This is a genomic window from Xenorhabdus sp. SGI 60 (genome assembly GCF_056632175.1).
Genome location: NZ_CP196860.1, coordinates 3,929,324 through 3,952,158, shown reverse-complemented (window position 1 = coordinate 3,952,158; position 22,835 = coordinate 3,929,324). Strand labels below are relative to the sequence as shown.

Annotated in this window: 15 protein-coding genes and 2 pseudogenes; 11 read left to right on the top strand and 6 right to left on the bottom strand. The window is 43.5% G+C overall.

Annotation, left to right across the window (positions count from 1 at the left end):
- Both uvrD and corA read left to right on the top strand, forming a co-directional pair.
- A complete protein-coding gene (gene uvrD / locus ACSJJG_RS18645; RefSeq protein WP_481090182.1) occupies positions 1–2,166 on the top strand; it encodes a DNA helicase II in 2,166 nt (721 codons plus the stop codon).
- An 88-nt stretch (positions 2,167–2,254) separates the two neighbouring features.
- The gene (gene corA / locus ACSJJG_RS18640) at positions 2,255–3,205 is read left to right on the top strand and encodes a magnesium/cobalt transporter CorA (protein ID WP_481090181.1); all 951 of its coding nucleotides are present in this window, start codon (positions 2,255–2,257) and stop codon (positions 3,203–3,205) included.
- 209 nt (positions 3,206–3,414) lie between these two features.
- On the opposite strand, the gene rarD is transcribed toward corA, so the two are convergent.
- The 3 genes and pseudogenes from rarD to ACSJJG_RS18625 form a co-directional block, all read right to left on the bottom strand.
- Positions 3,415–4,305: an EamA family transporter RarD gene (gene rarD / locus ACSJJG_RS18635; protein WP_481090180.1), complete on the bottom strand. Its 891-nt coding sequence runs from the start codon at positions 4,303–4,305 to the stop codon at positions 3,415–3,417.
- A gap of 405 nt (positions 4,306–4,710) precedes the next feature.
- Positions 4,711–6,906 (bottom strand): annotated as a pseudogene (locus ACSJJG_RS18630) (toprim domain-containing protein); the annotation flags it as partial.
- Positions 6,907–7,054: 148 nt separating this feature from the next.
- A complete protein-coding gene (locus tag ACSJJG_RS18625) occupies positions 7,055–7,540 on the bottom strand; it encodes a thioesterase family protein (RefSeq protein ID WP_481090179.1) in 486 nt (161 codons plus the stop codon).
- Positions 7,541–7,824: 284 nt separating this feature from the next.
- Here ACSJJG_RS18625 and recQ point away from each other — a divergent pair, with 284 nt between their 5' ends.
- The 9 genes and pseudogenes from recQ to ACSJJG_RS18580 all read left to right on the top strand — a co-directional run.
- Positions 7,825–9,651, top strand: coding sequence for an ATP-dependent DNA helicase RecQ (gene recQ, locus ACSJJG_RS18620; protein WP_481090178.1), 1,827 nt, complete (start codon positions 7,825–7,827; stop codon positions 9,649–9,651).
- 45 nt (positions 9,652–9,696) lie between these two features.
- Positions 9,697–10,668, top strand: a complete 972-nt coding sequence (gene pldB / locus ACSJJG_RS18615; RefSeq protein WP_481090177.1) for a lysophospholipase L2 — start codon at positions 9,697–9,699, stop codon at positions 10,666–10,668.
- A gap of 21 nt (positions 10,669–10,689) precedes the next feature.
- Entirely contained in the window at positions 10,690–11,490 is an 801-nt protein-coding gene (yigL, locus tag ACSJJG_RS18610) for a sugar/pyridoxal phosphate phosphatase YigL (protein WP_481090176.1), read from the top strand.
- Between the two features lie 770 nt (positions 11,491–12,260).
- A complete protein-coding gene (locus tag ACSJJG_RS18605; RefSeq protein WP_189759851.1) occupies positions 12,261–13,658 on the top strand; it encodes an MFS transporter in 1,398 nt (465 codons plus the stop codon).
- Between the two features lie 153 nt (positions 13,659–13,811).
- Positions 13,812–14,828: a LacI family DNA-binding transcriptional regulator gene (locus ACSJJG_RS18600; protein WP_189759852.1), complete on the top strand. Its 1,017-nt coding sequence runs from the start codon at positions 13,812–13,814 to the stop codon at positions 14,826–14,828.
- Positions 14,829–14,830: 2 nt separating this feature from the next.
- Positions 14,831–15,805 carry a nucleoside hydrolase gene (locus tag ACSJJG_RS18595; RefSeq protein ID WP_189759853.1) on the top strand — a complete coding sequence of 325 codons (975 nt, stop codon included), beginning with the start codon at positions 14,831–14,833 and terminating at the stop codon, positions 15,803–15,805.
- A gap of 473 nt (positions 15,806–16,278) precedes the next feature.
- Entirely contained in the window at positions 16,279–16,632 is a 354-nt protein-coding gene (locus ACSJJG_RS18590) for a DUF805 domain-containing protein (RefSeq protein ID WP_189759854.1), read from the top strand.
- A gap of 426 nt (positions 16,633–17,058) precedes the next feature.
- Positions 17,059–17,490 (top strand): carboxymuconolactone decarboxylase family protein, encoded by a 432-nt coding sequence (locus tag ACSJJG_RS18585; protein ID WP_481090175.1) that lies wholly within the window; start codon positions 17,059–17,061, stop codon positions 17,488–17,490.
- A 381-nt stretch (positions 17,491–17,871) separates the two neighbouring features.
- Positions 17,872–18,021 (top strand): annotated as a pseudogene (locus ACSJJG_RS18580) (IS1 family transposase); the annotation flags it as partial.
- A 95-nt stretch (positions 18,022–18,116) separates the two neighbouring features.
- On the opposite strand, the gene ACSJJG_RS18575 reads toward ACSJJG_RS18580, so the two are convergent.
- Genes ACSJJG_RS18575 through asd form a run of 3 tightly spaced genes read right to left on the bottom strand, consistent with a single transcriptional unit; the run spans position 18,117 to position 22,805 of the window.
- On the bottom strand, positions 18,117–18,512 hold the full coding sequence (locus ACSJJG_RS18575) for a hypothetical protein (protein ID WP_189759856.1): 396 nt from the start codon (positions 18,510–18,512) through the stop codon (positions 18,117–18,119).
- 2 nt (positions 18,513–18,514) lie between these two features.
- A complete protein-coding gene (gene mscM, locus ACSJJG_RS18570; protein ID WP_481090174.1) occupies positions 18,515–21,859 on the bottom strand; it encodes a miniconductance mechanosensitive channel MscM in 3,345 nt (1,114 codons plus the stop codon).
- Between the two features lie 40 nt (positions 21,860–21,899).
- Positions 21,900–22,805 (bottom strand): archaetidylserine decarboxylase, encoded by a 906-nt coding sequence (gene asd / locus ACSJJG_RS18565; protein ID WP_481090173.1) that lies wholly within the window; start codon positions 22,803–22,805, stop codon positions 21,900–21,902.
- Positions 22,806–22,835: the final 30 nt, after the last annotated feature.

Here is a 22,835-nt window from a genome sequence, read left to right as displayed (position 1 = left end):
ATGGACGTTTCTTATCTGCTCGAAAGCCTCAATGATAAACAACGTGAAGCGGTCGCAGCACACCGCAGTAACATGCTGGTGCTGGCTGGGGCTGGCAGTGGTAAAACGCGCGTGTTGGTACATCGGATTGCCTGGTTACTGTCAGTTGAAAATGCCGCGCCATTTTCCATTATGGCGGTCACGTTTACCAATAAAGCGGCTGCTGAGATGCGGCACCGAATCGAAAACCTGATTGGCACCAGTCAGGGCGGAATGTGGATCGGCACATTCCATGGACTTGCTCACCGCTTGCTGCGCGCTCATCACCTTGATGCAAATCTGCCGCAGGATTTTCAGATCCTTGACAGCGAAGATCAGCACCGCCTCATCAAACGTATCATCAAAGCGATGAATCTGGATGAAAAACAGTGGTCAGCCCGTCAGGGGATGTGGTACATCAATGGCAAAAAAGATGAAGGATTGCGTCCGCAACACATTGAAATATATGGCAATCCGGTAGAGGCGACCTGGCTGAAAATCTACCAGGCTTATCAGGAAGCGTGTGACCGCGCAGGGCTGGTGGATTTTGCAGAATTGTTGCTACGCGCCCATGAACTTTGGCTGAATAAGCCACAAATCCTGCAACATTATCGTGAACGCTTCACTAATATTCTGGTGGATGAATTTCAGGATACCAACAACATTCAATACGCCTGGATTCGCCTTCTGGCTGGTGATAGCGGTAAGGTCATGATTGTCGGGGACGATGACCAGTCCATTTATGGCTGGCGTGGTGCGCAGGTAGAAAATATCCAGCGTTTTCTCAAGGACTTTCAGGGAGCGGAAACGCTGCGTCTGGAACAGAATTACCGTTCGACCAGCAATATCCTTAAAGCTGCCAATGCTCTGATTGCTCATAACAGTGATCGTTTGGGCAAGAACTTGTGGACAGAAGGCAGCGAGGGAGAGCCAATTTCACTTTATTGCGCCTTCAATGAATTGGATGAGTCCCGTTATGTTGTCGGCCGTATCAAGCATTGGCTGGATAATGGCGGTGCACTGAAAGAGTGTGCGATCCTGTATCGAAGCAATGCCCAATCCCGCGTACTGGAAGAAGCCTTGTTGCAGGCTTCCATGCCTTACCGCATTTATGGTGGCCAGCGTTTCTTCGAACGTCAGGAAATCAAAGATGCCTTATCCTACTTGCGTCTGGTAACAAACCGTCACGATGATGCTGCTTTTGAGCGCGTGGTGAATACACCAACACGCGGCATTGGTGACAGAACGCTTGATGTTGTGCGTCAGGTTGCGCGGGATCAGCAAAGAACCTTGTGGGAAAGTAGTTTGGTATTGATACAGGAGAAAGTGTTGGCTGGCCGTGCGGCATCTGCGCTGCAACGCTTCATCGAATTGATTGATGCGCTGGAAACGGAAACGCAGGAGATGCCGTTGCATGTGCTGACCGATCGCATTATCCGTGATTCTGGCCTGTGGGCCATGTATCAGCAGGAAAAAGGTGAAAAGGCGCAAGCGCGTATCGAAAACCTTGAAGAATTGGTCACGGCAACCCGCCAATTCAGCTATCAGGATGAAGATGAAAACCTGCTGCCATTGCAAGCCTTCCTTTCCCATGCCGCACTTGAATCAGGGGAAGGTCAGGCAGATGCCTATCAGGATGCGGTGCAACTGATGACCTTGCACTCAGCGAAGGGTTTGGAATTCCCGCAAGTTTTTATTGTGGGTATGGAAGAAGGCATGTTTCCGAGTCAGATGTCCATCGAAGAAGGTGGTCGGCTGGAGGAAGAGCGCCGCCTGGCTTATGTAGGCGTTACCAGGGCGATGGCAAAACTGACGCTGACTTATGCGGAAAGCCGTCGTTTATATGGCAAGGAAGTGCATCATCGCCCATCTCGTTTTATTGGAGAATTACCGACAGAATGCGTGACAGAAGTTCGCTTGCGGGCAACGGTATCCCGTCCGGTCAGCCACAAACGACTGGGTACGCCTGTCAGTGCCAATGACAGTGGTTATGCACTTGGACAGCGTGTACGCCATCCCAAATTTGGTGAAGGGACGATTATCAATATAGAAGGCAGTGGGGAGCATTGCCGCTTGCAAATCGCGTTTCAGGGTGAAGGCATTAAGTGGCTGGTGGCCGCTTATGCCCGACTCGAAACAGGCCAATAATCCGGTTGAATGTTGACAGACTTTTTCTTCTAAGCGTAACATTCGCGCCTTACGATAAGCGTAGGGAGTATAAGGAGACTTATGGTACATGCTGAACGCATTTAAATTAGAGAATAATCGCCTGCTCCGTCTTGAACTTGAAGAAGGTGATAAGTTATCTGATTCCATGTGGGTAGATTTAGTGGGTCTGGGGGATGATGATCGCCTCCGTGTCCAGAATGAGCTGGGACAAGTCCTGGCGACCCGCACCGAGTTGGATGACATCGAGGCATCAGCCCGTTTTTTTGAAGATGAAGATGGTATGCACGTCCATTCATTCTTCTACTTTGAAGATGCCGAAGACCATGCTGGCAACTCGACAGTCGCATTTACCATCCGTGACGGTCGTCTCTACACATTGCGAGAGCGTGAACTCCCTGCATTCCGATTATACCGTATGCGTGCCCGTAACCAGACGATGGTTGACGGGAATGCCTATGAGTTATTGATGGACTTGTTCGAAACCAAAATCGAGCAATTGGCCGATGTCATTGAAAACATCTATAGTGCGCTTGAATCTCTGAGTCGGGTCATTATGAAAGGCAAACAGGGCGATGAGTTTGATTCTGCTTTGTCTAACCTTGCTGAACAGGAAGATATTGGCTGGAAAGTTCGCTTGTGTCTGATGGATAGCCAGCGCGCCCTGAACTTCCTTGTGCGCCGTGCTCGCTTGCCTGCCAATCAATTGGAACAGGCTCGTGAAATTCTGCGGGATATTGAATCCTTGCTGCCGCACAATGAATCCCTGTTCCAGAAAGTGAACTTCTTGATGCAGGCGGCGATGGGCTTTATCAACATCGAACAAAGCCGAATTATCAAGATCTTCTCGGTTGTTTCGGTGGTATTCCTGCCTCCAACATTAGTCGCGTCCAGCTACGGTATGAACTTCGAATTTATGCCGGAGCTGCATTGGACATTCGGCTATCCTGCGGCGATTGGATTGATGATAGCAGCGGGTTTGGCCCCTTATCTCTACTTCAAACGCAAAAATTGGCTGTAACCATCTCACCAGCTATCTGTCTTATTATCTAAGTGGTTGCTTTGCAATCTGATTTTACTAACTCCAATTATATATAGTATCTATGCTTCAGGAACATTATATGAAATTTGAAATCTATTTCGAATTTATGAAGAAATGACCCAAATTTTGTAATACCTTGGGTCAGTTTAGACATTTTATAGATACTGGTGCTCGTTGAAGGAATTTGGCTACTTCCGTAAACGACGTTGCGTATAGAGCGCATCCAGTATAAACAAAATCAGGGCAGCCCAGATAAAGCCAAAAGTAATCAGACGATCGGGACCAATTTCCTCGCCATAAACTAGCGTTGCCAATAAGAACATCAATGTTGGGCCAAGATACTGGAAGAAGCCCAGCGTAGATAAACGCAGATGCGCAGCGGCTGCGGTGAAGAGCAGCAGTGGCACCGTCGTAATAATACCGGCAGCAATCAACATGAGGTTCAAAGAGTACGTATTATCCGACATATTACTTGTTGGGCTATGGGTGAAAAACAGCAGGTAAATTAGGGCGACCGGGAATACCCAGGTTGTCTCAATCAACATCCCCGTCTGTGCATCAATCCCTAATTTTTTGCGGATCAGCCCATAGACAGCAAACGTCGTCGCTAAGTACAAACCAATCACCGGTACAGAACCAAACTGCCATAGCTGGATCAATACTCCGGTAAAGGCCAATCCTACGGCAACCCACTGCATACGGCGAAAACGTTCACCAAGAAATATCATACCAAACAGCACATTAACCAGTGGGCTAATAAAATACCCCAGACTTGCTTCCAGCAAGTGCCCATTATTGACTGCCCAGATATAGGTAAGCCAGTTACTGGTAATAGTGAAGGCAGTGATGCCTAGTAATAGCAGTATCTTCGGCTGGTGAATAACAGCCCAAACCTGGCGCCAGTGACGAGTCATTGTCAGCAACAGTACCATAAAAAAAACTGACCATATAACACGGTGTGATACGATTTCATCGGGTGGCACATTTTGTATGGCTTTGAAGTAGATAGGCGCAAATCCCCAAATAAGATAAGCCCCCAAGGCATACAAGATACCTTTGGCAGTCTGTTGGTTACTCATAATATCCTTGAATGTTTAGAGAATGTTCAGAAAATCAGAAGAGCTGGTTAAGGTGATAGCTCATAGACCTATACAATTTGTCATTGGGATGAATGATTTACAAGTAGTTAATCGCATGAATAATAAATTAAATTTTTCCACTTAGCCAAATAGCACTTTACGCTAAATTATTATGTTTAGGTAACAGGGTTATCTATTTTTATACAATCTACAATCTGATTCTTGTTTCATCTGTTATTCATAATTTAATTTCTTTTTAACTTAAAATTTTTTCTCAGTAATTCCAATTAAAAACAGTGTATTGCGATATTTTTCGGGTTATTTTTTTATAAATAGCTAAGTTATAAATAGCTAAGACAGAACGTTATTACACCGTGGGACACGTGCCGCAAAATGACAAGGCCACTGGATCAGTAATAACAGCTTGCGCGTCTGTGGCGGCATTTCGTCCAGTGTCCGGCCTAAGATTTCATGCGCCAACTGATTGGCCAGCCGGATATCGTCTTTGGTCACTTCGATGTATTCAAGCACCTTGCCACGATGATCGGCGGTTTTGATGTCCCGCTGGTGCTGGTGCAGCAGGGCGATACTCTGAATGAGTGTCAGGTATTTCATATGGTCGCGGCGGGTACGGGTTTTATCAGACATAAAGGTGAGCTGGGCCTGGCATAGGGGTTGACCACATTTAGCGGTTTCAGCAACCGCTGGGCGTTCTGGTGAAGTTGTGTCAGATAGTCGCGCTCGTTCTCAGCCAGCAAGCCGGCGAGTGTCTGCTTCTGGCGCTGTACCGCATGGATAGCTTCGGTCTGTTCGCGGGATTCGTTGACCGTCAGCACCAGACAACGATTGAGCACTCTTCGTCAATATCAATCGCCGTTGTGGTGAGCATCAGCATCACCGGACCTTTGACGGTATAGCTTTTTGTCACCAGATTGCCCGTCGCTTCGTCTTTCCTCCGTGCTTGCCATCGTTAGTTCGCCGTCTGTCTGCAACAGCTTGAGCGCATACGCTGCCTGCCGCACACCTTCTTCTTCCGCGATAGCTAAAATCTTATGCTGGAGATTAGTTTCACCGAGGTAAAACAGGCTCTGCCCGGTCATGGCGCTGTACTGGATACGTTCTTCTTCCGGGATCAAGTTTAGCACCGCATCCATTAATCTGCTCTTTCCGGCGGCGCTGCTGCTCTGGATCAGGACGGCTAAGGGTTTGTCACTTTCGGCTCACCGCCGCCAGATTACCCTGCCAGCACATTAGTGATTCACCGACCACGCCACAGGCGGCTAAATCCGTCGTAATACGGCTGACCAACGCCGGATCTTGCAACAACTTCAACGCAGCTGCTGCTCACTGTCACTCACGCATTCCAAGATGCCGCGGTCCGTCTTTCTGCTGCCATCCTCGAGCTCCAGTAATACCCGCCCCAGTGTCCGCTTAATCAGCGTATCCGGTAAGTCGCCAGCTCCGCTTTCCTGCCATTGGCACGACTCCCCCTGTCACGCGCACGGGCGCTCAGGATATCGAGACTATCCAAGAACAACGCGCCGCTGTTTTTATATAGTAACTGCACATTGATTTTCATTACCGCCGCACCGATTTTCGGCGGCACCGCCGCGCAGCCGCCACTCCTGTGCTCCTTCCGGCTGAACAACGCATATCCCCGTTGGCCTCCAGCGTTGTCACCACGCCCGCTTCTGCCACTAATGCCGCCGCGGACTGACGACGTCGCCCGCGAATGGCATCTGCTCTCCAGCGCGGCGTTTCTTCATTCTTCCCGCATTGGCTCGGACTCTCAAGTAACTGACCGAAAGCCGTTTCCGGGGTCTGCCACGTCGCAGCTAAAACGATTGGCATCACTGCCCTTCAGGAACGCCACCTGCCAGCATCATCCGCCCATTGGCAACTGCAGCTCTGACGCCAGTCCTACCGCCGCTTCATTGTCTGCCTTATCATTGTCATAGGCAATATGCACCTGTCTCATACCTCCTGGTCCAGTGGGCTTCCCGTATGCTTCTCGGTAAAGCCGTGAACGCCATACGAACAGGTGACATTGCGATAACCCGCACACCAGAACGACATCGCATCAATCAGAGATTCACACAGGATCACCGAGGCCGAACCGACCAGCCGCGGCTTCATTCCAGACACCGCCATGTTCACCCGGTAAATACAGATGCAGCGGTGTGCCTGCCCGCAGCCAATCCGTGATTTTACGGCCATACATTTCCTGTATTTGCCCGTCTAGACCGATCACCGGCACAACCAGCGAGCCGCTGAAGTGTTCGTGCCCGCTCTCCCGCATTAGCCCGACCGCCTGAAGCCGGGCACGGATCTCAGCGCCCGCTTTGATTTTCTTCTCCGGTAAGCGATAACCGAGTGTCCGGTTGGCAAAGCCGAGCTTAAAATGACTGACCAGCTCAGGGTAGTAAAGGCGGCGTTTTTTCAGATACTGATGGGCTTCCGGCGCATTTAGCAAAGTCTGGTGATAGAACTCAACCACCCGTGACAGCAGCGCCTGCTGCCCGACCGCATCCCGAAGCAGCTCTGACGATGCACCAGCGGCTCGACCGCCGGATTGTTGCCAAGCAGCGCCCGCAACCGTTCACGGCATGACGCAACTTAATTCTCCGTTTCATCGCCGTGGCTTAAAGCGGCCAGCTTCGATAATTGCTGGCACATTCCTTCATTTATTTTAAGTCTGTATTCTGGGCATGAACTGGGTATTAGTTTTAGGTATTGGGGTTTGAAAACATCAACCAACCAAATAAGTCCCCATTGCACTGGCGATATGCATCTGTTTTTCATTATGCAATTCAATTCTGGCGACAGAGACTTTATTGCCAGCGCGAATAAGATTGCAACTGGCAGTAAATACTTCGCCTCGTCCGGGGCGCAGGTAATCCACGCGCAAATCAATAGTGCCCAATGTGGTTAGACGTTTTTGGATCTCTGCGATGGTCATTGTTTCAATGGATGTCAATGCGTTGCCTGCACAAACCAGCCCTCCAGCAACATCTAATATGGAAGCGATCGCGCCACCGTGTAGAATTTTATGAATCATATTACCTACCAATTTTTCTTGGTAGCAAAATTTCAATTCTGCGTAGTCTTGTTCGAAGCGGAGCAGTTCGAGACCTAACAATTGATTGAATGGCATATGATAAACAAAGAGTTCACCGATAAATTTACGGGCTTCTTCTGGCGTTAAGAGAGTGTCTACTGGCTGAATATTTTCCATGGTGATTTTCCTGATAACCTGATAATGAAAAGTAAAATCAACGGGTATTAAATGAATTTATATAGTTAATATCTTGTTAAGTTTATGCTTTCATTATCGACTTTGCCAGTCTGTGAAGCGCTTCGAGAAACAATTCATGAAAAAAAATGGACTACAAAAAATAACCATATAGTGTGTAGAATAAGCGGTAATTTTTTATATACAGGCGATTGGATCGCGACTGTATTTTTATAGCCTGTTTTTAGGCTTTTTCAGGGATTAGTTTCTAACGATCGAGGAAAGGCGTGTCTACCGCAGAACTTATCAGCACGGCATCGCTGGCTGAACAAGCATTACGAAAAACATTCGGATACCAGCAATTTCGTCCGGGGCAGCAGCAAGTGATTGACGCCGTTCTTGACGGACGCGACTGTCTGGTGATTATGCCAACGGGAGGCGGTAAGTCACTGTGCTACCAGATCCCCGCATTGGTTAAAAATGGGCTGACTCTGGTTGTGTCTCCACTCATTTCATTGATGAAAGACCAGGTTGATCAGCTACGTGCGAATGGTGTTGAAGCGGATTGCCTGAACTCAACTCAAAATCGTGAACAGCAATTTGATATCATTCAACGTTGTCGTAAGGGAAGTATTAAACTGCTTTATATCGCCCCTGAACGGTTGGTAACGGATAACTTTCTTGATCAACTTCGCGACTGGCAGCCTGTTTTATTGGCTGTCGATGAAGCTCATTGTATTTCTCAATGGGGGCATGATTTTCGCCCAGAATATCGAGCATTAGGGCAACTTCGTCGTCGTTTCCCCGAGCTTCCAGTGATTGCACTAACAGCTACAGCAGATAAAGCGACCCGTCAGGATATCGTACGTTTATTGGAGTTGCATGAGCCGATTATCCATATCAGCAGCTTTGATCGTCCCAATATTCGCTATACCTTAGTTGAAAAATACAAACCCCTTGATCAGCTTTGGTCATTTGTCCGAGGTCAGCAGGGAAAAAGTGGCATTATCTATTGCAATAGCCGTAATAAAGTGGAAGAAACCGCGGTGCGTCTGCAAAAACGGGGGTTAAGTGTTGCGCCTTACCATGCGGGGCTGGAAAACAGTCAACGGGCATGGGTACAAGATGCCTTCCAGCGAGATGATTTGCAGATCGTTGTAGCAACGGTTGCATTTGGTATGGGAATTAACAAACCTAATGTGCGCTTTGTTGTGCACTTTGATATTCCCCGTAATATCGAATCTTATTATCAGGAAACTGGCCGGGCTGGGCGAGATGGCTTACCGGCGGAAGCCGTGCTGTTTTACGATCCTGCGGATATGGTATGGCTGCGTCGCTGTTTAGAAGAAAAACCTACTGGTGAACAACAGGATATTGAGCGGCATAAACTCAATGCTATGGGCGCATTTGCACAGGCGCAGACTTGTCGGCGCTTGGTATTGTTGAATTATTTCGGGGAAAGCCGCCAAACAGCTTGTGGCAACTGTGATATTTGCCTTGATCCTCCCAAACGTTACGACGGTCTGGTGGAAGCACAGAAAGCGCTGTCCTGTATCTATCGCGTTGGACAACGTTTTGGGATTGGCTATATTGTAGAAGTGCTACGTGGTGCGAATAATCAACGCATTAGAGATTTTGGGCACGACAAGCTGCCTGTTTATGGCATGGGTAAAGAGCAGAGTCAGGAACATTGGATGAGCGTTTTGCGTCAGCTTATTCACCTGGGGCTGATCAGCCAAAATATTGCCAACTATTCTGCGCTGCAATTGACAGAGGCTGCACGACCTATATTACGTGGCGAAGTGCCTCTGCAACTTGCCGTACCACGTATCCAAAACTTGAAAAGCCGCAATCAGCAAAACAAATCATACAGCGGCAATTATGATCGCAAATTATTTTCTAAGTTACGCAAATTGCGTAAATCCATTGCTGATGAAAACAATATTCCACCCTTTGTTGTTTTCAATGATGTCACGTTAATTGAGATGGCAGAACAGTGCCCAATAACGCCGGATGAACTTTTGCTGATTAATGGCGTTGGTCAGCGGAAATTAGAGCGTTTTGGTGATGCATTTATGACCTTAATCCGAGAGCATTTTGAAGAATTCGAGTAACTGAAAGATTTGAATAACGAAAGGACAGTGAACTGAGGATAACGAATGGTATCTGAGATATTGAAAGCTAGCTGGTTAAACCGTGAACCTCAGTTCTCAGCCTTTACGAATGGACTATTACTGGATTTTTGGCAAACAAGGGAAGAACGGCAATTTGTAGGAGTTGATGATATTTCCATCCATTATGTCTCCTTTTGTTCCTTCCATCATGACAAAACACTCGTCATTTTGCCTGGCCGTAGTGAAAGTTACGTGAAATATCCTGAAGTGGCCTATGATTTTTATCATCTGGGTTACGATGTTTTCATTATTGATCATCGTGGGCAAGGCCGTTCAGGGAGAATGTTAGACGATCGACAGAAAGGCCATGTTGAAGAGTTCGATCATTATGTGGATGACTTAGCTAAATTTATTGAGCTTGAAGTAGCGCCTCGTCAGTCTCATCGCTGTTATGCTCTGGCCCATTCAATGGGGGGCGCGATTTTGAGCCGTTTTCTGGTGCGTTACCAGGAACCGATTTTTCGTGCTGTGGCGTTATGTGCGCCGATGTTTGGTATTAACTTACCCATGCCGCGCTGGTTGGCGAATTTTCTGGTTAATCAGGCGGAACCCAATATCAAAAGACGTAATGCTTATGCCCTGTCAACGGGGCAATGGCGGCCATTACCCTATTTTATTAATCTATTAACCCACAGTTATGCGCGTTATCAGCGTTATTTGCGTTACTATACTGATTATCCTGAATTGCGCCTTGGGGGGCCAACTTACCATTGGATGCGTGAAAGTATGCTGATAGGCGATAATCTGATTGAAAATGCGGGCAAAATTCAAACGCCACTCATCGTATTACAAGCAAGTGAAGATAAGATAGTCAGTCATCGGGAGTTATTGGCTTTTTGTGCATCGCACCAAAATCCCCTGATTATCCAGGGGGCTCACCACGAAATCCTGTTCGAAAAAGATGCATTGCGAGCGCAGGCCCTCAATGCAATTTGTGATTTTTTTGACCAGAACTGATTTAGTTTAGGAACCATAACCATGTATCATGTTGTTGCTTCAGATTTAGATGGCACTTTGTTATCTCCCGACCATAAATTAACCCCGTATACCAAGGAAACGTTGAACTTATTGACGGAACAAGGGATTCATTTTGTTTTTGCAACAGGGCGGCATCATATTGATGTGGGACAGATCCGTGATGGATTGGGCATTGATGCTTATATGATCACTTCCAACGGTGCAAGGGTTCACAATACCCAGGATGAATTGGTATTTAGCCATAACTTAGATCCGGATATTGCCCATGATTTGTGTTTATTAGAGTTTGATAATCCCGATGTCCTGACTAATTATTTCAATAATGATGATTGGCTAATAAATAGAGAAGCGCCTGAACAGAAAGAGTTTTTTCAGGAGTCAGTTTTCCATTACCAACTTTTTCAGCGCGATAATTTTCCCACGGATGGCGTATGCAAGGTTTACTACACCAGTGAAGATCATGATTATTTGGTGGATTTGGAAGAGAGGATTAAAGCACGTTGGGGGGAAAGGGTTAATGTCAGTTTTTCACTGAGGAATTGTTTGGAAGTGATGGCTGGTGGTGTTTCTAAAGGTCATGCATTGGAGCAAGTTTGTCAATTGATCGGGTATCAATTAAATGACTGCATTGCTTTTGGCGATGGTATGAACGATCGAGAAATGTTAAGTGTGGCCGGTAAAGGCTGTATCATGCAGGGAGCGCATCAGCGCTTGAAAGATATTTTACTTGATATGGAAGTCATTGGTTCCAACGCAGAAGATGCCGTTTCTTGTTATTTACGGAAAATGTATCAGGTTTAAAGAAGCTAATTGTTTGAAAACAGCATCACATCGGATGCTGTTTTTGGTAAATTTAACGTTGATTACGATGGTTAATAGTACGAGTTATTTCTAATTATCATATGCCAATCTAACTTCAAGATGCGTGTGATTTCTCCCCGCGAAGCGGGGAAAATCAGGTTTCGTATAGTGTTGTAAATTGCAACTTGAAGTTTAATGCGTATATAAGGTTAAATTTCACTTAATTTAGTTTTTTATCTAAAAAATATTTTTTCTGGTTTTGTGATATGTGGTGATGTTTTTCGTAATATAATCATGAAGTCGTAGTGGTTACAGTGAGGAATAAGAGTTAAAATTATTTGCTACTTAGCTATCTCAATGTTAACAATTAAAAAAACACCCTTCTAAACATTCAATATATTAATTTCATTGTAATTTGTTTATTTTCATGATGTTAGGTTGTTTTATTTATGGCTATTTCAATTTCATTGTTTTTCATGTTTAACAATTTAAAGTCATAATTTACAGTTGAAAAGATTAGGGTAACATTAATATTTTTTTGTAAAACAAATTTTGATACATGTTTTTGTTTTTTTATGGATTGTGGGTTCTGCATTTTTATCTAATATTTGTGACTGAAATAAAATTATTATGTTTTTACATTTGCAAAATCTACTCGAGTAGATAAGATGTTAAGTAAAAATAATATAAATATAACTATGAAAAAATCTTTTTCCGGTTTATAACATCGAAATTGTTAATTTACTGTTCCAACATTCAGGGAACATCTTATGCAGTTTGCAAATGTAAAGGTGCCCTTAACGGGGGAACGACATACATCCGAAGTATGTTTGGTTACTCGACAAGGGCACAAGGATTTTTATCGCGCCGCTTTCTCTTGTTGGTTGGGTACGGCAATGGAATATGCTGATTTTGCACTTTACGGTTTAGCTGCGGGAATTATCTTTAGTGATGTATTTTTTCCTGATATGACACCAATGGTTGCTTTACTTTCCAGTTTTGCTACCTATTCAGTTGGATTTGTCGCACGGCCTATTGGTGCCTTATTGTTTGGATGGTTGGGAGATCGCAAGGGACGTAAGATTGTCATGGTGACAACCATAATGCTTATGGGGATCTCTACAACATTCATTGGGCTTATTCCGAGTTATGCTCAAATTGGTGTGTGGGCTCCTATTTGTCTCGTTATCTTAAGGTTTACGCAAGGGTTAGGGGCTGGCGCTGAACTTTCCGGTGGTACAGTGATTCTAGGAGAATATGCTCCTCCGAAAAAACGTGGTTTGGTTTCTTCTATTATTGCTCTTGGTTCCAATAGTGGAACATTATTGGCATCACTGATTTGGTTGCTAGTGCTGACAATGGATAAAGAGAGCTTGCTCGATTGGGGATGGCGTATTCCATTTCTGTCTAGTTTATTACTTACAGTAGTTGCCTTATTTATCCGATGGAATATGAATGAGTCTCCAGTATTTCGGCGTTATAAAATGGCTCTGGAATCCCGTAATTCAAAGATATTAAGTGATAAACCTGCAAATAAAATCGAACGAGAGCATCGAAGCTTTTGGAAACGAACAAAAGCGTTCTGGATCATGGTTGGTTTGCGCATCGGAGAAAACGGACCATCCTACCTGGCTCAGGGATTTATCATTGGTTATGTTGCAAAGGTATTAGTAATAGATAAATCTATACCAACAATAGCTGTCTTTATTGCTTCAGCACTAGGTTTTTTGATCATTCCTTTATCGGGTTATTTATCTGACCGTTTTGGGCGCCGAATTGTATATCGTTGGTTTTGTCTATTATTGATCTTATATTCTGTGCCTGCTTTTATCTTACTGGACAGCCGCGAGCCTATCATTGTGATTTCAACAATTGTTGTAGGTATAGGATTGGCTTCTTTGGGGATATTTGGCGTTCAGGCAGCATGGGGAGTAGAGCTGTTTGGAGTGAGAAATCGTTACGCAAAAATGGCCTTTGCAAAAGAATTAGGTTCCATTTTATCTGGGGGTTCTGCGCCATTGGTGGCGTCAGCACTATTGTCTTTTACTGGGCATTGGTGGCCCATCGCATTTTATTTTGCATTTATGGCAGGAATTGGTTTTATAACAACGTTTTTTGCCCCAGAGACACGAGGTAGGGACCTAAATTTACCTGATGATGCTATTTAATACTTCGAAGTATTAACTCACTATCGATAACTTTGGCATGAATTAACATTATTTGATTCGTGCCAAATGTTTATTACATCTCAAAGCATGGTATTTTATTCTCTAAATTATTTAAGTCATAACCTTCTCCTACAAATTAATTAAGTAAATGTCATGAAGTTACATCCTAAACGAGTGACTCGTACCGACGTTGCCAAAGAAGCAGGCACATCTGTAGCTGTAGTCAGTTATGTTGTTAACAATGGTCCCAGGCCTGTTGCAGAAGCGACTCGGCAACGCGTATTGGCAGCTATCCAAAAAACGGGTTATAGGCCAAATGGTATTGCGAAAGCTCTTGTCTCAGGAATGACGCAAACTTATGGTCTTATTGTACCTAATATATCTAATCCTTTTATTTCCTCAATGGCTCATGCATTGCAGCAAGAAGCATTCAAACATGGGCAGATTCTTTTATTAGGAGATTCTGGGGATGACAGAAATCGAGAAAAGGAACTTATCAACAACCTATTGCATCGTCAGGTTGATGGATTGCTATATACCAGCGTCGATCGTCATCCTTATATTGAATTGATTCAAGAAAGTGGAACACCATGTGTCATGTTAGATCGTGTTGATGCGAAGCTCAATGTCAGCGCAATTATTGTAAATGAAAGACTTGCCGCATTTAAGGCCACTCAGCACCTAACTCAGCATGGATATTGTGATATAGCCATCATCTGTGGACCCCGTGATATGTTAAATACACAAGATCGTATCGCTGGTTGGTGTGATGCGTTACAGCAGGCGAACTTGACTGTGCATGACGAGTGGATCTTTTCAACAGATTATACTCGTACAGGAGGTTATGAGGTCACGTTGGAAATGTTAAAAGGAAAACTTCCTCGCGCTTTGTTTGCGACTAATGAGCTACAGGCGTTCGGATGTCTTCGCGCGTTGTCAGAACATGGAATAAAGGTTCCTAATGATATCGCGTTGGTTTGTTTCAATGCTACGCAGCAATCGCGGTTCAACTTTCCTTCTTTGACCGCGGTATGTCAGCCAATTGATAAAATGGCAAAAACGGCTATTGAAATGTTGAAAACATGGAATGGGGAAGCTCTCGAATGTGAATTTGAGTTTGATTTACAGATCGGAGAATCCTGTGGTTGTTCATCTCACGTAAAAGAATAGGTATGCGTTTAATTATTGATTGTGATCCAGGGAATGGTATAGCAGGAGCAAATATTGATGATGGCCTTGCATTAGCTCTTGCCATAGCTGCTCCACAAATTTCTCTTGAATTAATTTCTACTGTATCAGGTAATACGCCTAGTGAAATTGGTTATTCTGTTGCAAAGTCGCTTTTACAGAGATTAGGCGAAAATATCCCTGTGTTACGTGGCGCTTCCCAAGGATTATTGGAGCCGATGAAAGTGTGGCGTGAAAAACTTGATCATAGCGTTGACCAAAATGGTTTGCGTGATTTATGGAAGGAGGTTGTTCCTCCTGAACAATTTCCTTTGGTTACTTCATCAGCAGTACATGGAATTGGTGAACTTGTATGCCAAAATCCCGGTGAGATTACGCTTGTAGCGATTGGTCCTTTAACCAATGTTGCTAATGTGATGCAATTATATCCCAAATTTACTGAATCTATAGCTGAAATTGTCATCATGGGAGGTGTATTTGATGTCCCTGGTTATCAGAAAGATACCAACTTTGGCATTGATCCTGAAGCTGCTCATATCGTGTTGACAAGTGGTGCAAATATTACTTTAGTGCCGATGGACGTGACGACACAAACTCAGATGCTACATTCTGATTTGGATTACTTAGCTACATTTAATAATCCTCTTTGTGAATTTTTAGTCGAAACGATTCGCCCATGGATGAATTATTCCATGAGAACGAGAGGGCTGGCAGGGTGTTGGATTCATGATGCACTGACGGTGGCATGGTTAATTGATAAAACTATTGTCACTAGTACACAAAATTACGTAGATGTTGTTTTAGAGGGAGCAAAGCGTGGTATGACGATTCTTTATGAACCTGAATTATCATTACTGAATGTAAATCCTAATATAAACAGAAAACCGGTAACAATATTGAAAACAGTAGACAGTGCTCGATTTCTATCAATAATTTTCCACTATATTAGGAATTACTGATTTTTTTATTGCTGTATTTATTAACGTAGGTTATTTGTATTTGGTTTAATGCCTTTTGAGTGAGTTTTTAAATAATCTTACATCAAACCAATAAAATGGCAGTTCATTGTACTAAAATGATACTGCCCCTAGATTTATTATTTGATCTGGAACAGTTGTGCTTCTGTGTGATTATTAGCTGAGTAAGTAAATGATAATCTAATTAGGGTTAATCATAAAATAATGTGTCTTATTTTTCCGATAAATTTATGCGTAACTTTGATATGAATTAAAGATATTTATATAGTTCCTGTTTCTAATTTTACTTTTGTAAGGTTTTTTTAAATCACTATCTAATAATAGTATAAATAAGGAAATGTTTATCAACTAGTAATGGACTATGGAAATTAAAAGATAATTAAGTGTAAAATTCATCATCCTTTATAGTTTGTCTGCTTTTCCTTTATATAATTTGATTTAGATGAAGTGATATTATGAATTGGTATCTAAGTGTTTTGAAAAATTATGCTGGATTCTCTGGCCGTGCCCGTCGTAAAGAATATTGGATGTTTTCTTTATTTAACATGATTGTACTCCTGGCCCTTATAGCATTGGCTTCAGTAATTAATGATATTGCTGGTTTGGCATTGTTGGTGATTTATATCATTGTTACTTTTATTCCAAATCTTGCTGTAACAGTACGCCGACTGCACGATGTTAACTGTTCTGGATGGTGGTTTTTATTAGCTTTCGTTCCCGTAGCCAGCATTATTTTATTCGTATTTACTCTGTTGGAAGGTACTCAGGGTGATAATGAGTACGGTGCTGATCCAAAAAGAAAGTATTAATATCTAAAAATATTTAATTTATTATATATAAATCAATTGGTTGTTGTGTTTCTAGTATACGCATTAAACTTCAAGTTGCAATTTACAACACGATATTAAACTTGATTTCTCCCCCGCTTCGCGGGGAGAAATCACACGCATCTTGAAGTTAGATTGGTATATATGCGCATATAAACTTCAAATTGCAATTTACAACACTATATGAAATCTTGATATCTCCCCCGCTTTGCGGGGGAGATATCATACGCATCTTAAAGTTAGATTGGTATATAATTAATGTGGTGAATTATATGGGTTTGAATCAATTCTTCTTTTATGCTTTTTAACTTAAAATAAATAGTTATTATAAAAAATAATTCCTTCCTTTGCTTAAAATAATCATTTTTAATATAGTTTCCTGGAATATTAATATAATGAGTATTATTTATGAGTAAATTGCGTCTCGCTTACTACAACCTATCTCCAGAGCTATTGCAAGGTTTTCGTGCGGTAAAAGAAGGTCTGGAAAATAGTCAGCTAGGTTTGCAATTGATTGAATTGATCTATTTGCGAGTATCTCAAATTAATGGTTGTTCTTTCTGTTTAAACAAACACTCTCAAGTTTTGCGCGAAAATAAAGAGGCAGAACGTCGATTATCTGAATTAGCTGGATGGCGAGTGAGTAGTCAGTTTACTCTCCGTGAAAAAGCGGCGTTGGAGTGGGCTGAAGCGCTTACTCACATTGTAACGACACACGCAGATGATTATGCTTATTTACCTTTGAAAGATCACTTCACGGATCAGGAAATTTCTGATTTGACTTTTGCGATTGCGCTTATGAATGGGATGAATCGATTGGCAATCGGTATGCGTCATTAATGCTATTTGATTTCATCGTCGTTATTTTGAGCTAATTAAAAGGAAATATTTTCTTTTGGAAGTTGGGATCACGGTCCTCCTTTTAAAAGAAAATATTATGCAAATCAAAAATCATAGATATTAGGCATAATGGACTGATATATCCCTGGCTTTATTTAATTTTCTTACAGATTAACCAATAAATCATTAATCCTACCGATACTACTAAAGCCATTATTAATGGCGTTTGCTTTGCAAGGCTGGATTCCAGCATCGTACCGAAACAGATATACGGTCACGTATTCAACCCGTTGATGGTTGTGTATAATCGCCATTTTTTGGAGAGATTAAATGGCAACAGTTGAAGTAAAATGTCGATTTTGTCAGCAAACGGAATTCGTCAAAAAGCATGGTAAAGGCGATGCTGAGAGGGAGAATTTGACTTTGCGCCGAATTAAACGACGCAATCGCAAGACGCTGGGTTATTCTAATTCATCAGAAATACACGATAAAGTCATCGGAACCTTCATTGAACGTGAATACTATGTTTAATACCAATCAACGGATTGAATATATGACCATTTTTTTAGGTGGCGTCACTTGGTAAAAAATTCAAGTGACGCCACTCGTTTGTTTAACAAATAGTTCTATATTTTATTGAAAATATAATTATCAGGTGTTATGTCAAAATAGGACGGCATTCCTAATGAACACTCTTCTGCTGATATAATCGATGATGCAATAAAAGTTACTTTTTTCTTTTGATTATTGACGTATGGAATGATGACTTTAATTGTTTGAGTATATAATTGCCCCCAATCTTCAAACTTAATTTCTTTTCTGCCATCCATTAATTTGGTTCTTTCTATTAGAAACGAAGTTGCTTTTAGCTTATCAAGTTGTTTATTTTTCTCAAATGCTGATTCTATCACTTGTTGAGTAGCCCAAGATTCAACTGTGGCGCAGTAATCTAAATCGGCTTTCGTTGAAGAAAAAGCAACATTAGAAGTGAATAATATTGAGATAAAAATATTTTTTTTCATGCTTACAGTTCTCCCGGCCTGCGTGGGGGATTACGGCCCGTGAAATTGGTTGTAGCACTGCGGATTTCTTGTCCAAAAATATCAACCCGTGCCTGGAATGGTGGGAATGGCAAGGTGATATCATGTTTGCGGAATTCCTGCAAAATATGTTGATGCACTTCATGACGGGCAGGCATACGATGCCCCATTTCTGCGGCATAAGCACGTAGTTCATAAATTTGAATGCCTTGTTGCAAATCCACTAAATACACTTCCGGCATCGGGTTATCGAGAATAAAGGGCGAACTTTTGGCGGCAGACATTAATATGTCGGTGGCGTTAGCGGAGTCAATATCAGCCGGCACAGGGATTGTCAGGACGATACGCGTGATTGTGTCAGACAGTGACCAGTTGATGAATTGCTCTGTAATAAAGGCCTTGTTGGGAACAATAATCTCTTTTTTGTCCCAGTCAGACAGCGTTGTTGCCCGCGTATTGATCTTCGTGATACTGCCTGTCAGACCGCGGATAGTCACGGTATCACCAATGCGGATCGGTTTTTCAAATAAGATGATCAGGCCAGAAATAATATTGGTGAAAATTTCCTGTAAGCCAAAACCCAGCCCTACCCCCATTGCAGCAATCAGCCATTGTATTTTTGACCATTCAATACCCACCAGAGAAAAACCAACCAGACCACCAATGAGAGTAATGCTATATTTGGTCAGTGTCGTAATGGCATAACCGGTTCCCGGTGTCAGCACTAAGTGCTGTAACAGGGCGAGTTCCAGCAGAGCTGGCAAGTTACGGACAAGCTGTGTAGTAATGACAATAACTAAGATTGCAATTAATACGGAGCCTAGGGTAATTGGCTGAACGCTATCAACACCGTTGATGGTTGTACTTACGTCCCAAAGCCGGATATTTTCAAGAAAAGAGAAGGCTGAATGTAACTCAGACCACAATAAGATAAGTGAAACCAGTGCTATCATTGTCAGGATTGAACGCACTAATCCTAACGATTGGGCACTGATGGCATCCAAATCGATGACAGGTTCTTCAACTTCGATTGCACCTTCTACACTGCTATTAATATTGCCAGCATCTTCCTCACTTTTGGCTCGCTGGGCCAATATCTCCGCACGACGTTGTTTTGCCCGCTCAAAAGCTATCTTACGGCGCTGGATCAGCATCCATCGACGTACAATGTGGTAAATGACCAGCAGGAAGAACCAGATAGCAACAGAGGTTTCCAGACGACCTAATAGTGCTTGTGAGGTTTGCAGATAACCCAGGATCGAAGCAAGTGCCGCTAAAATCGGAGCCGAAAGCAGTATCCACCATAGAACAGAGCTGACAATATTCTCGCCTGAACCATGTTTGTCCATATAGAGCGGAATGCCGGCGCGTTTTAAGCTGCTGGTTACCAAACTCAGCGAGATACAGAGCATGATGAAACATAGCCTGCCGAGGGTGGCGATAAAATCCTGGTCTTTGTAATGGTTAAAAGTGATCAATGCCATCATCAAAGGCACGATCAGGAAAATGGAAAGACGATAGAAGCGCATCGCTCGCTTGATGCGCTCTTCCGGCCAGCGGAAGTGGGCGATAAATAAACCATTGGGATGAGCAAATGCTGCACTGAGCATAAAGACCCACAGAACAGGCGTTGTTTCACGTACTCCGTTGCCTATTGCCGTCGCTATCGGATACTGCCACGCATTTTGCAGCCCGTAACCAATGGCAGACCAGAGCATTGGCAGTGGTAGTGCCGCGACGACAGACCAAAAAACTGTGCGCACAGTCAGAGAGAAATGATCTTGTGTCACTTTACCGATGCGATTGCTCGAACGCTCAAGAAACGCATGATATTGGCGGTGTGAGCTAATGCTAAAAATGACCAGGAGTAAAGTACCCAGTAGATAGAGCAGGGTATCTTGCTTGGTCAACATATTGTGGATAGCGGCACCTAACTGAGAGAACGTATCCAGAGATAGCAGGTGAGTCAGATTTTGCACTACTTTCAGCGGATAATTGAGCGATATAGGATTGACATCTGCAACCCAGAACAGATAGCGGTGGGTTGCATCCTGAACTTCTTTCAGGGCATCATTTAATTTGTTGGTGATGACCTTAAATTGTGTCTGTTCCAGTATCTCATTGTCATATCCTGATAGCAGGGAATTTAATAGTTCTTTCTTGGTGCGGATCAGTGATTCGTAAACCTTTTTCTGTTCTGGCGTTAGCGTGTTATATGAGGGTAATGTTTGTTCGATAGGCCGTTGCAGGCTTTCCAGCATCTCCTCATATTTCAGCCTTTCGACCCGTAATTCGACAATATCTCTGTCAATTTGCTGGGGTTTTGACATATCAGGAATATGGGTGACTCTGGCCCTCAACGTTTCGCCAAGTGCAGTGGAATCATTTAGCCATTGTGCCTGTTCACGGATAGTATTGAGCGTTTGGAGAACAAACAGGATTTCGCTATTGACTTTGCGCTGTTTTGAGCCAATGGCTTCCATTCTCTGGGCTTGTTGATTGAGCATTTGCGATAATTGGCGGTTTTGCTGGAGTTCATCCTGCAAAAACTTTGGCAATTTTTCTCCACTCTGCTCCGCCAGCATTTCTGTATACTCCAGTGCAGATTCCGTTTTCTGCTGGCGTTGGGTATTTAACAGGCTGCGTAATTGCTGGAGTTTAAGATCCAGTCGTTGATAGCGTTTTTTGTATAATTCTGCGCTTATGCGCGCAATCTCCTGACGATTATTGACAGAAAGTTGAGCAATCTCCAATTCATCAGCCATAGCCCTACGCGCATTGACTTCTGCTTGCGCCAACGCTAGTTGCGCTTTGGCCAGTGGTGTGGAAGGTGAATCCAGAGACTGGAACCGAGAAGTTGCCTCAGCCAGCAAACGCTTTGCCTCAGCCTGCTGTTGAGGCAATTGACTCATGGAATCACTGATTTCTCGGAGTTTATCCTGTTCGCGCTGTAATTGGTGTCCTTGTTCCTGTAATTCATTATTGGTCTGGATAATTTGCTGTTCTAGTTTGCTGATAGGTTGATTGGCCGGAATGGAAGTAGCAGCATTGTTTTCAGCAAGGATTTTTTGGCGCAGTTCTTTGATGATTTTAGGAAATTCATCAATTGCTTGTCGGTACTTCTGGGTACGCTCATTGGCGGATTTTGTATCATTAACCCAATTTATTGCCCCTTGCAGTGCATGTGCGATTTCAGAATCTTGTGAGCGTTTACTGCCTCCAACCTGCTTCAGCTCTTGTTTTAGTTGGGTTTCATCCAACGGGGACACAGAAGCAAAAGCCTGGCTCGCAATTAAGAGGCTGAGAAGTAAACTGATAATCAGGCGCACAATAAGGGGCTCCTTGGTTATAAATTAGCTGATGATATCTTTAATTTATTGATTCATCGTTATTTACTGTGGGTTCTTCTGATGTGGCAGTTTGCGCCATCATATCTCCCATACGGGTTTGTGAACCACTGTATAAGTTGTTGGCAAAATTAATCTGATTAGCAGCAAACAGGTTGATCACTGTTGAACCCAGCTTGAAGCGTCCCATTTCCTCGCCTTTTTTGAGGGAGATGACGCCTTCCTGGCCTTCTGTAGGGTAGGTCCAACGCTTGATGATGCCTTCACGCGGAGGTGTGACACAGCCACTCCAGACAGTTTCAATACTGCCAACAATGGTCGCACCAACCAGAATTTGCACCATGGGGCCGAACGCTGTCTCAAATAAACAGATGACGCGTTCATTACGTGCAAATAAGTTTGGCACATTGGCAGCCGTCAATGGGTTTACTGAGAACAGATCACCAGGGACATAGATCATCTCCTTGAGCACGCCATCACATGGCATGTGGACACGGTGATAATCCCTTGGTGATAAGTAAGTCGTGATAAATTGACCATGACGGAACTGTTCAGCCAGTTGATACTGCCCTGCCAGCAATGCTTCTATTGTGTAATAGTGGCCTTTAGCCTGAATAATCTGATCTTCGCGGATCGCCCCAAGCTGGCTTACGGTGCCGTCTGCTGGCAGAGCCAATTGGTGGATTTCATTGGCGATAGGGCGAATGCCTTCCTTAAGAGGGCGGACAAAAAATTCATTGAATGTTGAATAAGCAGTGAATGAAGGATCCTTTGCCTCATTCATATCCACTTTATAGGCCTTAGCGAACGCCTTGATTGCAAGCTGCGTCAGCCAGCCCGCTTTTTTATTGGCAAACCAACCTGCCAGTTTTGTAATGCATTGTTTTGGCAGTAAATATTGTAGACTGATTTTAAAATTATCCAGCACGTCAACCTCTTGGATCTTTTCTTGGCAAAT

Excerpts from the sequence above, each read along its gene's own strand:
- uvrD (WP_481090182.1), top strand. The coding sequence starts at position 1 with ATGGACGTTTCTTATCTGCTCGAAAGCCTCAATGATAAACAACGTGAA.
- corA (WP_481090181.1), top strand. The coding sequence starts at position 2,255 with ATGCTGAACGCATTTAAATTAGAGAATAATCGCCTGCTCCGTCTTGAA.
- rarD (WP_481090180.1), bottom strand. The coding sequence starts at position 4,305 with ATGAGTAACCAACAGACTGCCAAAGGTATCTTGTATGCCTTGGGGGCT.
- ACSJJG_RS18625 (WP_481090179.1), bottom strand. The coding sequence starts at position 7,540 with ATGGAAAATATTCAGCCAGTAGACACTCTCTTAACGCCAGAAGAAGCC.
- pldB (WP_481090177.1), top strand. The coding sequence starts at position 9,697 with ATGGTATCTGAGATATTGAAAGCTAGCTGGTTAAACCGTGAACCTCAG.
- yigL (WP_481090176.1), top strand. The coding sequence starts at position 10,690 with ATGTATCATGTTGTTGCTTCAGATTTAGATGGCACTTTGTTATCTCCC.
- ACSJJG_RS18605 (WP_189759851.1), top strand. The coding sequence starts at position 12,261 with ATGCAGTTTGCAAATGTAAAGGTGCCCTTAACGGGGGAACGACATACA.
- ACSJJG_RS18600 (WP_189759852.1), top strand. The coding sequence starts at position 13,812 with ATGAAGTTACATCCTAAACGAGTGACTCGTACCGACGTTGCCAAAGAA.
- ACSJJG_RS18595 (WP_189759853.1), top strand. The coding sequence starts at position 14,831 with ATGCGTTTAATTATTGATTGTGATCCAGGGAATGGTATAGCAGGAGCA.
- ACSJJG_RS18590 (WP_189759854.1), top strand. The coding sequence starts at position 16,279 with ATGAATTGGTATCTAAGTGTTTTGAAAAATTATGCTGGATTCTCTGGC.
- ACSJJG_RS18585 (WP_481090175.1), top strand. The coding sequence starts at position 17,059 with ATGAGTAAATTGCGTCTCGCTTACTACAACCTATCTCCAGAGCTATTG.
- ACSJJG_RS18575 (WP_189759856.1), bottom strand. The coding sequence starts at position 18,512 with ATGAAAAAAAATATTTTTATCTCAATATTATTCACTTCTAATGTTGCT.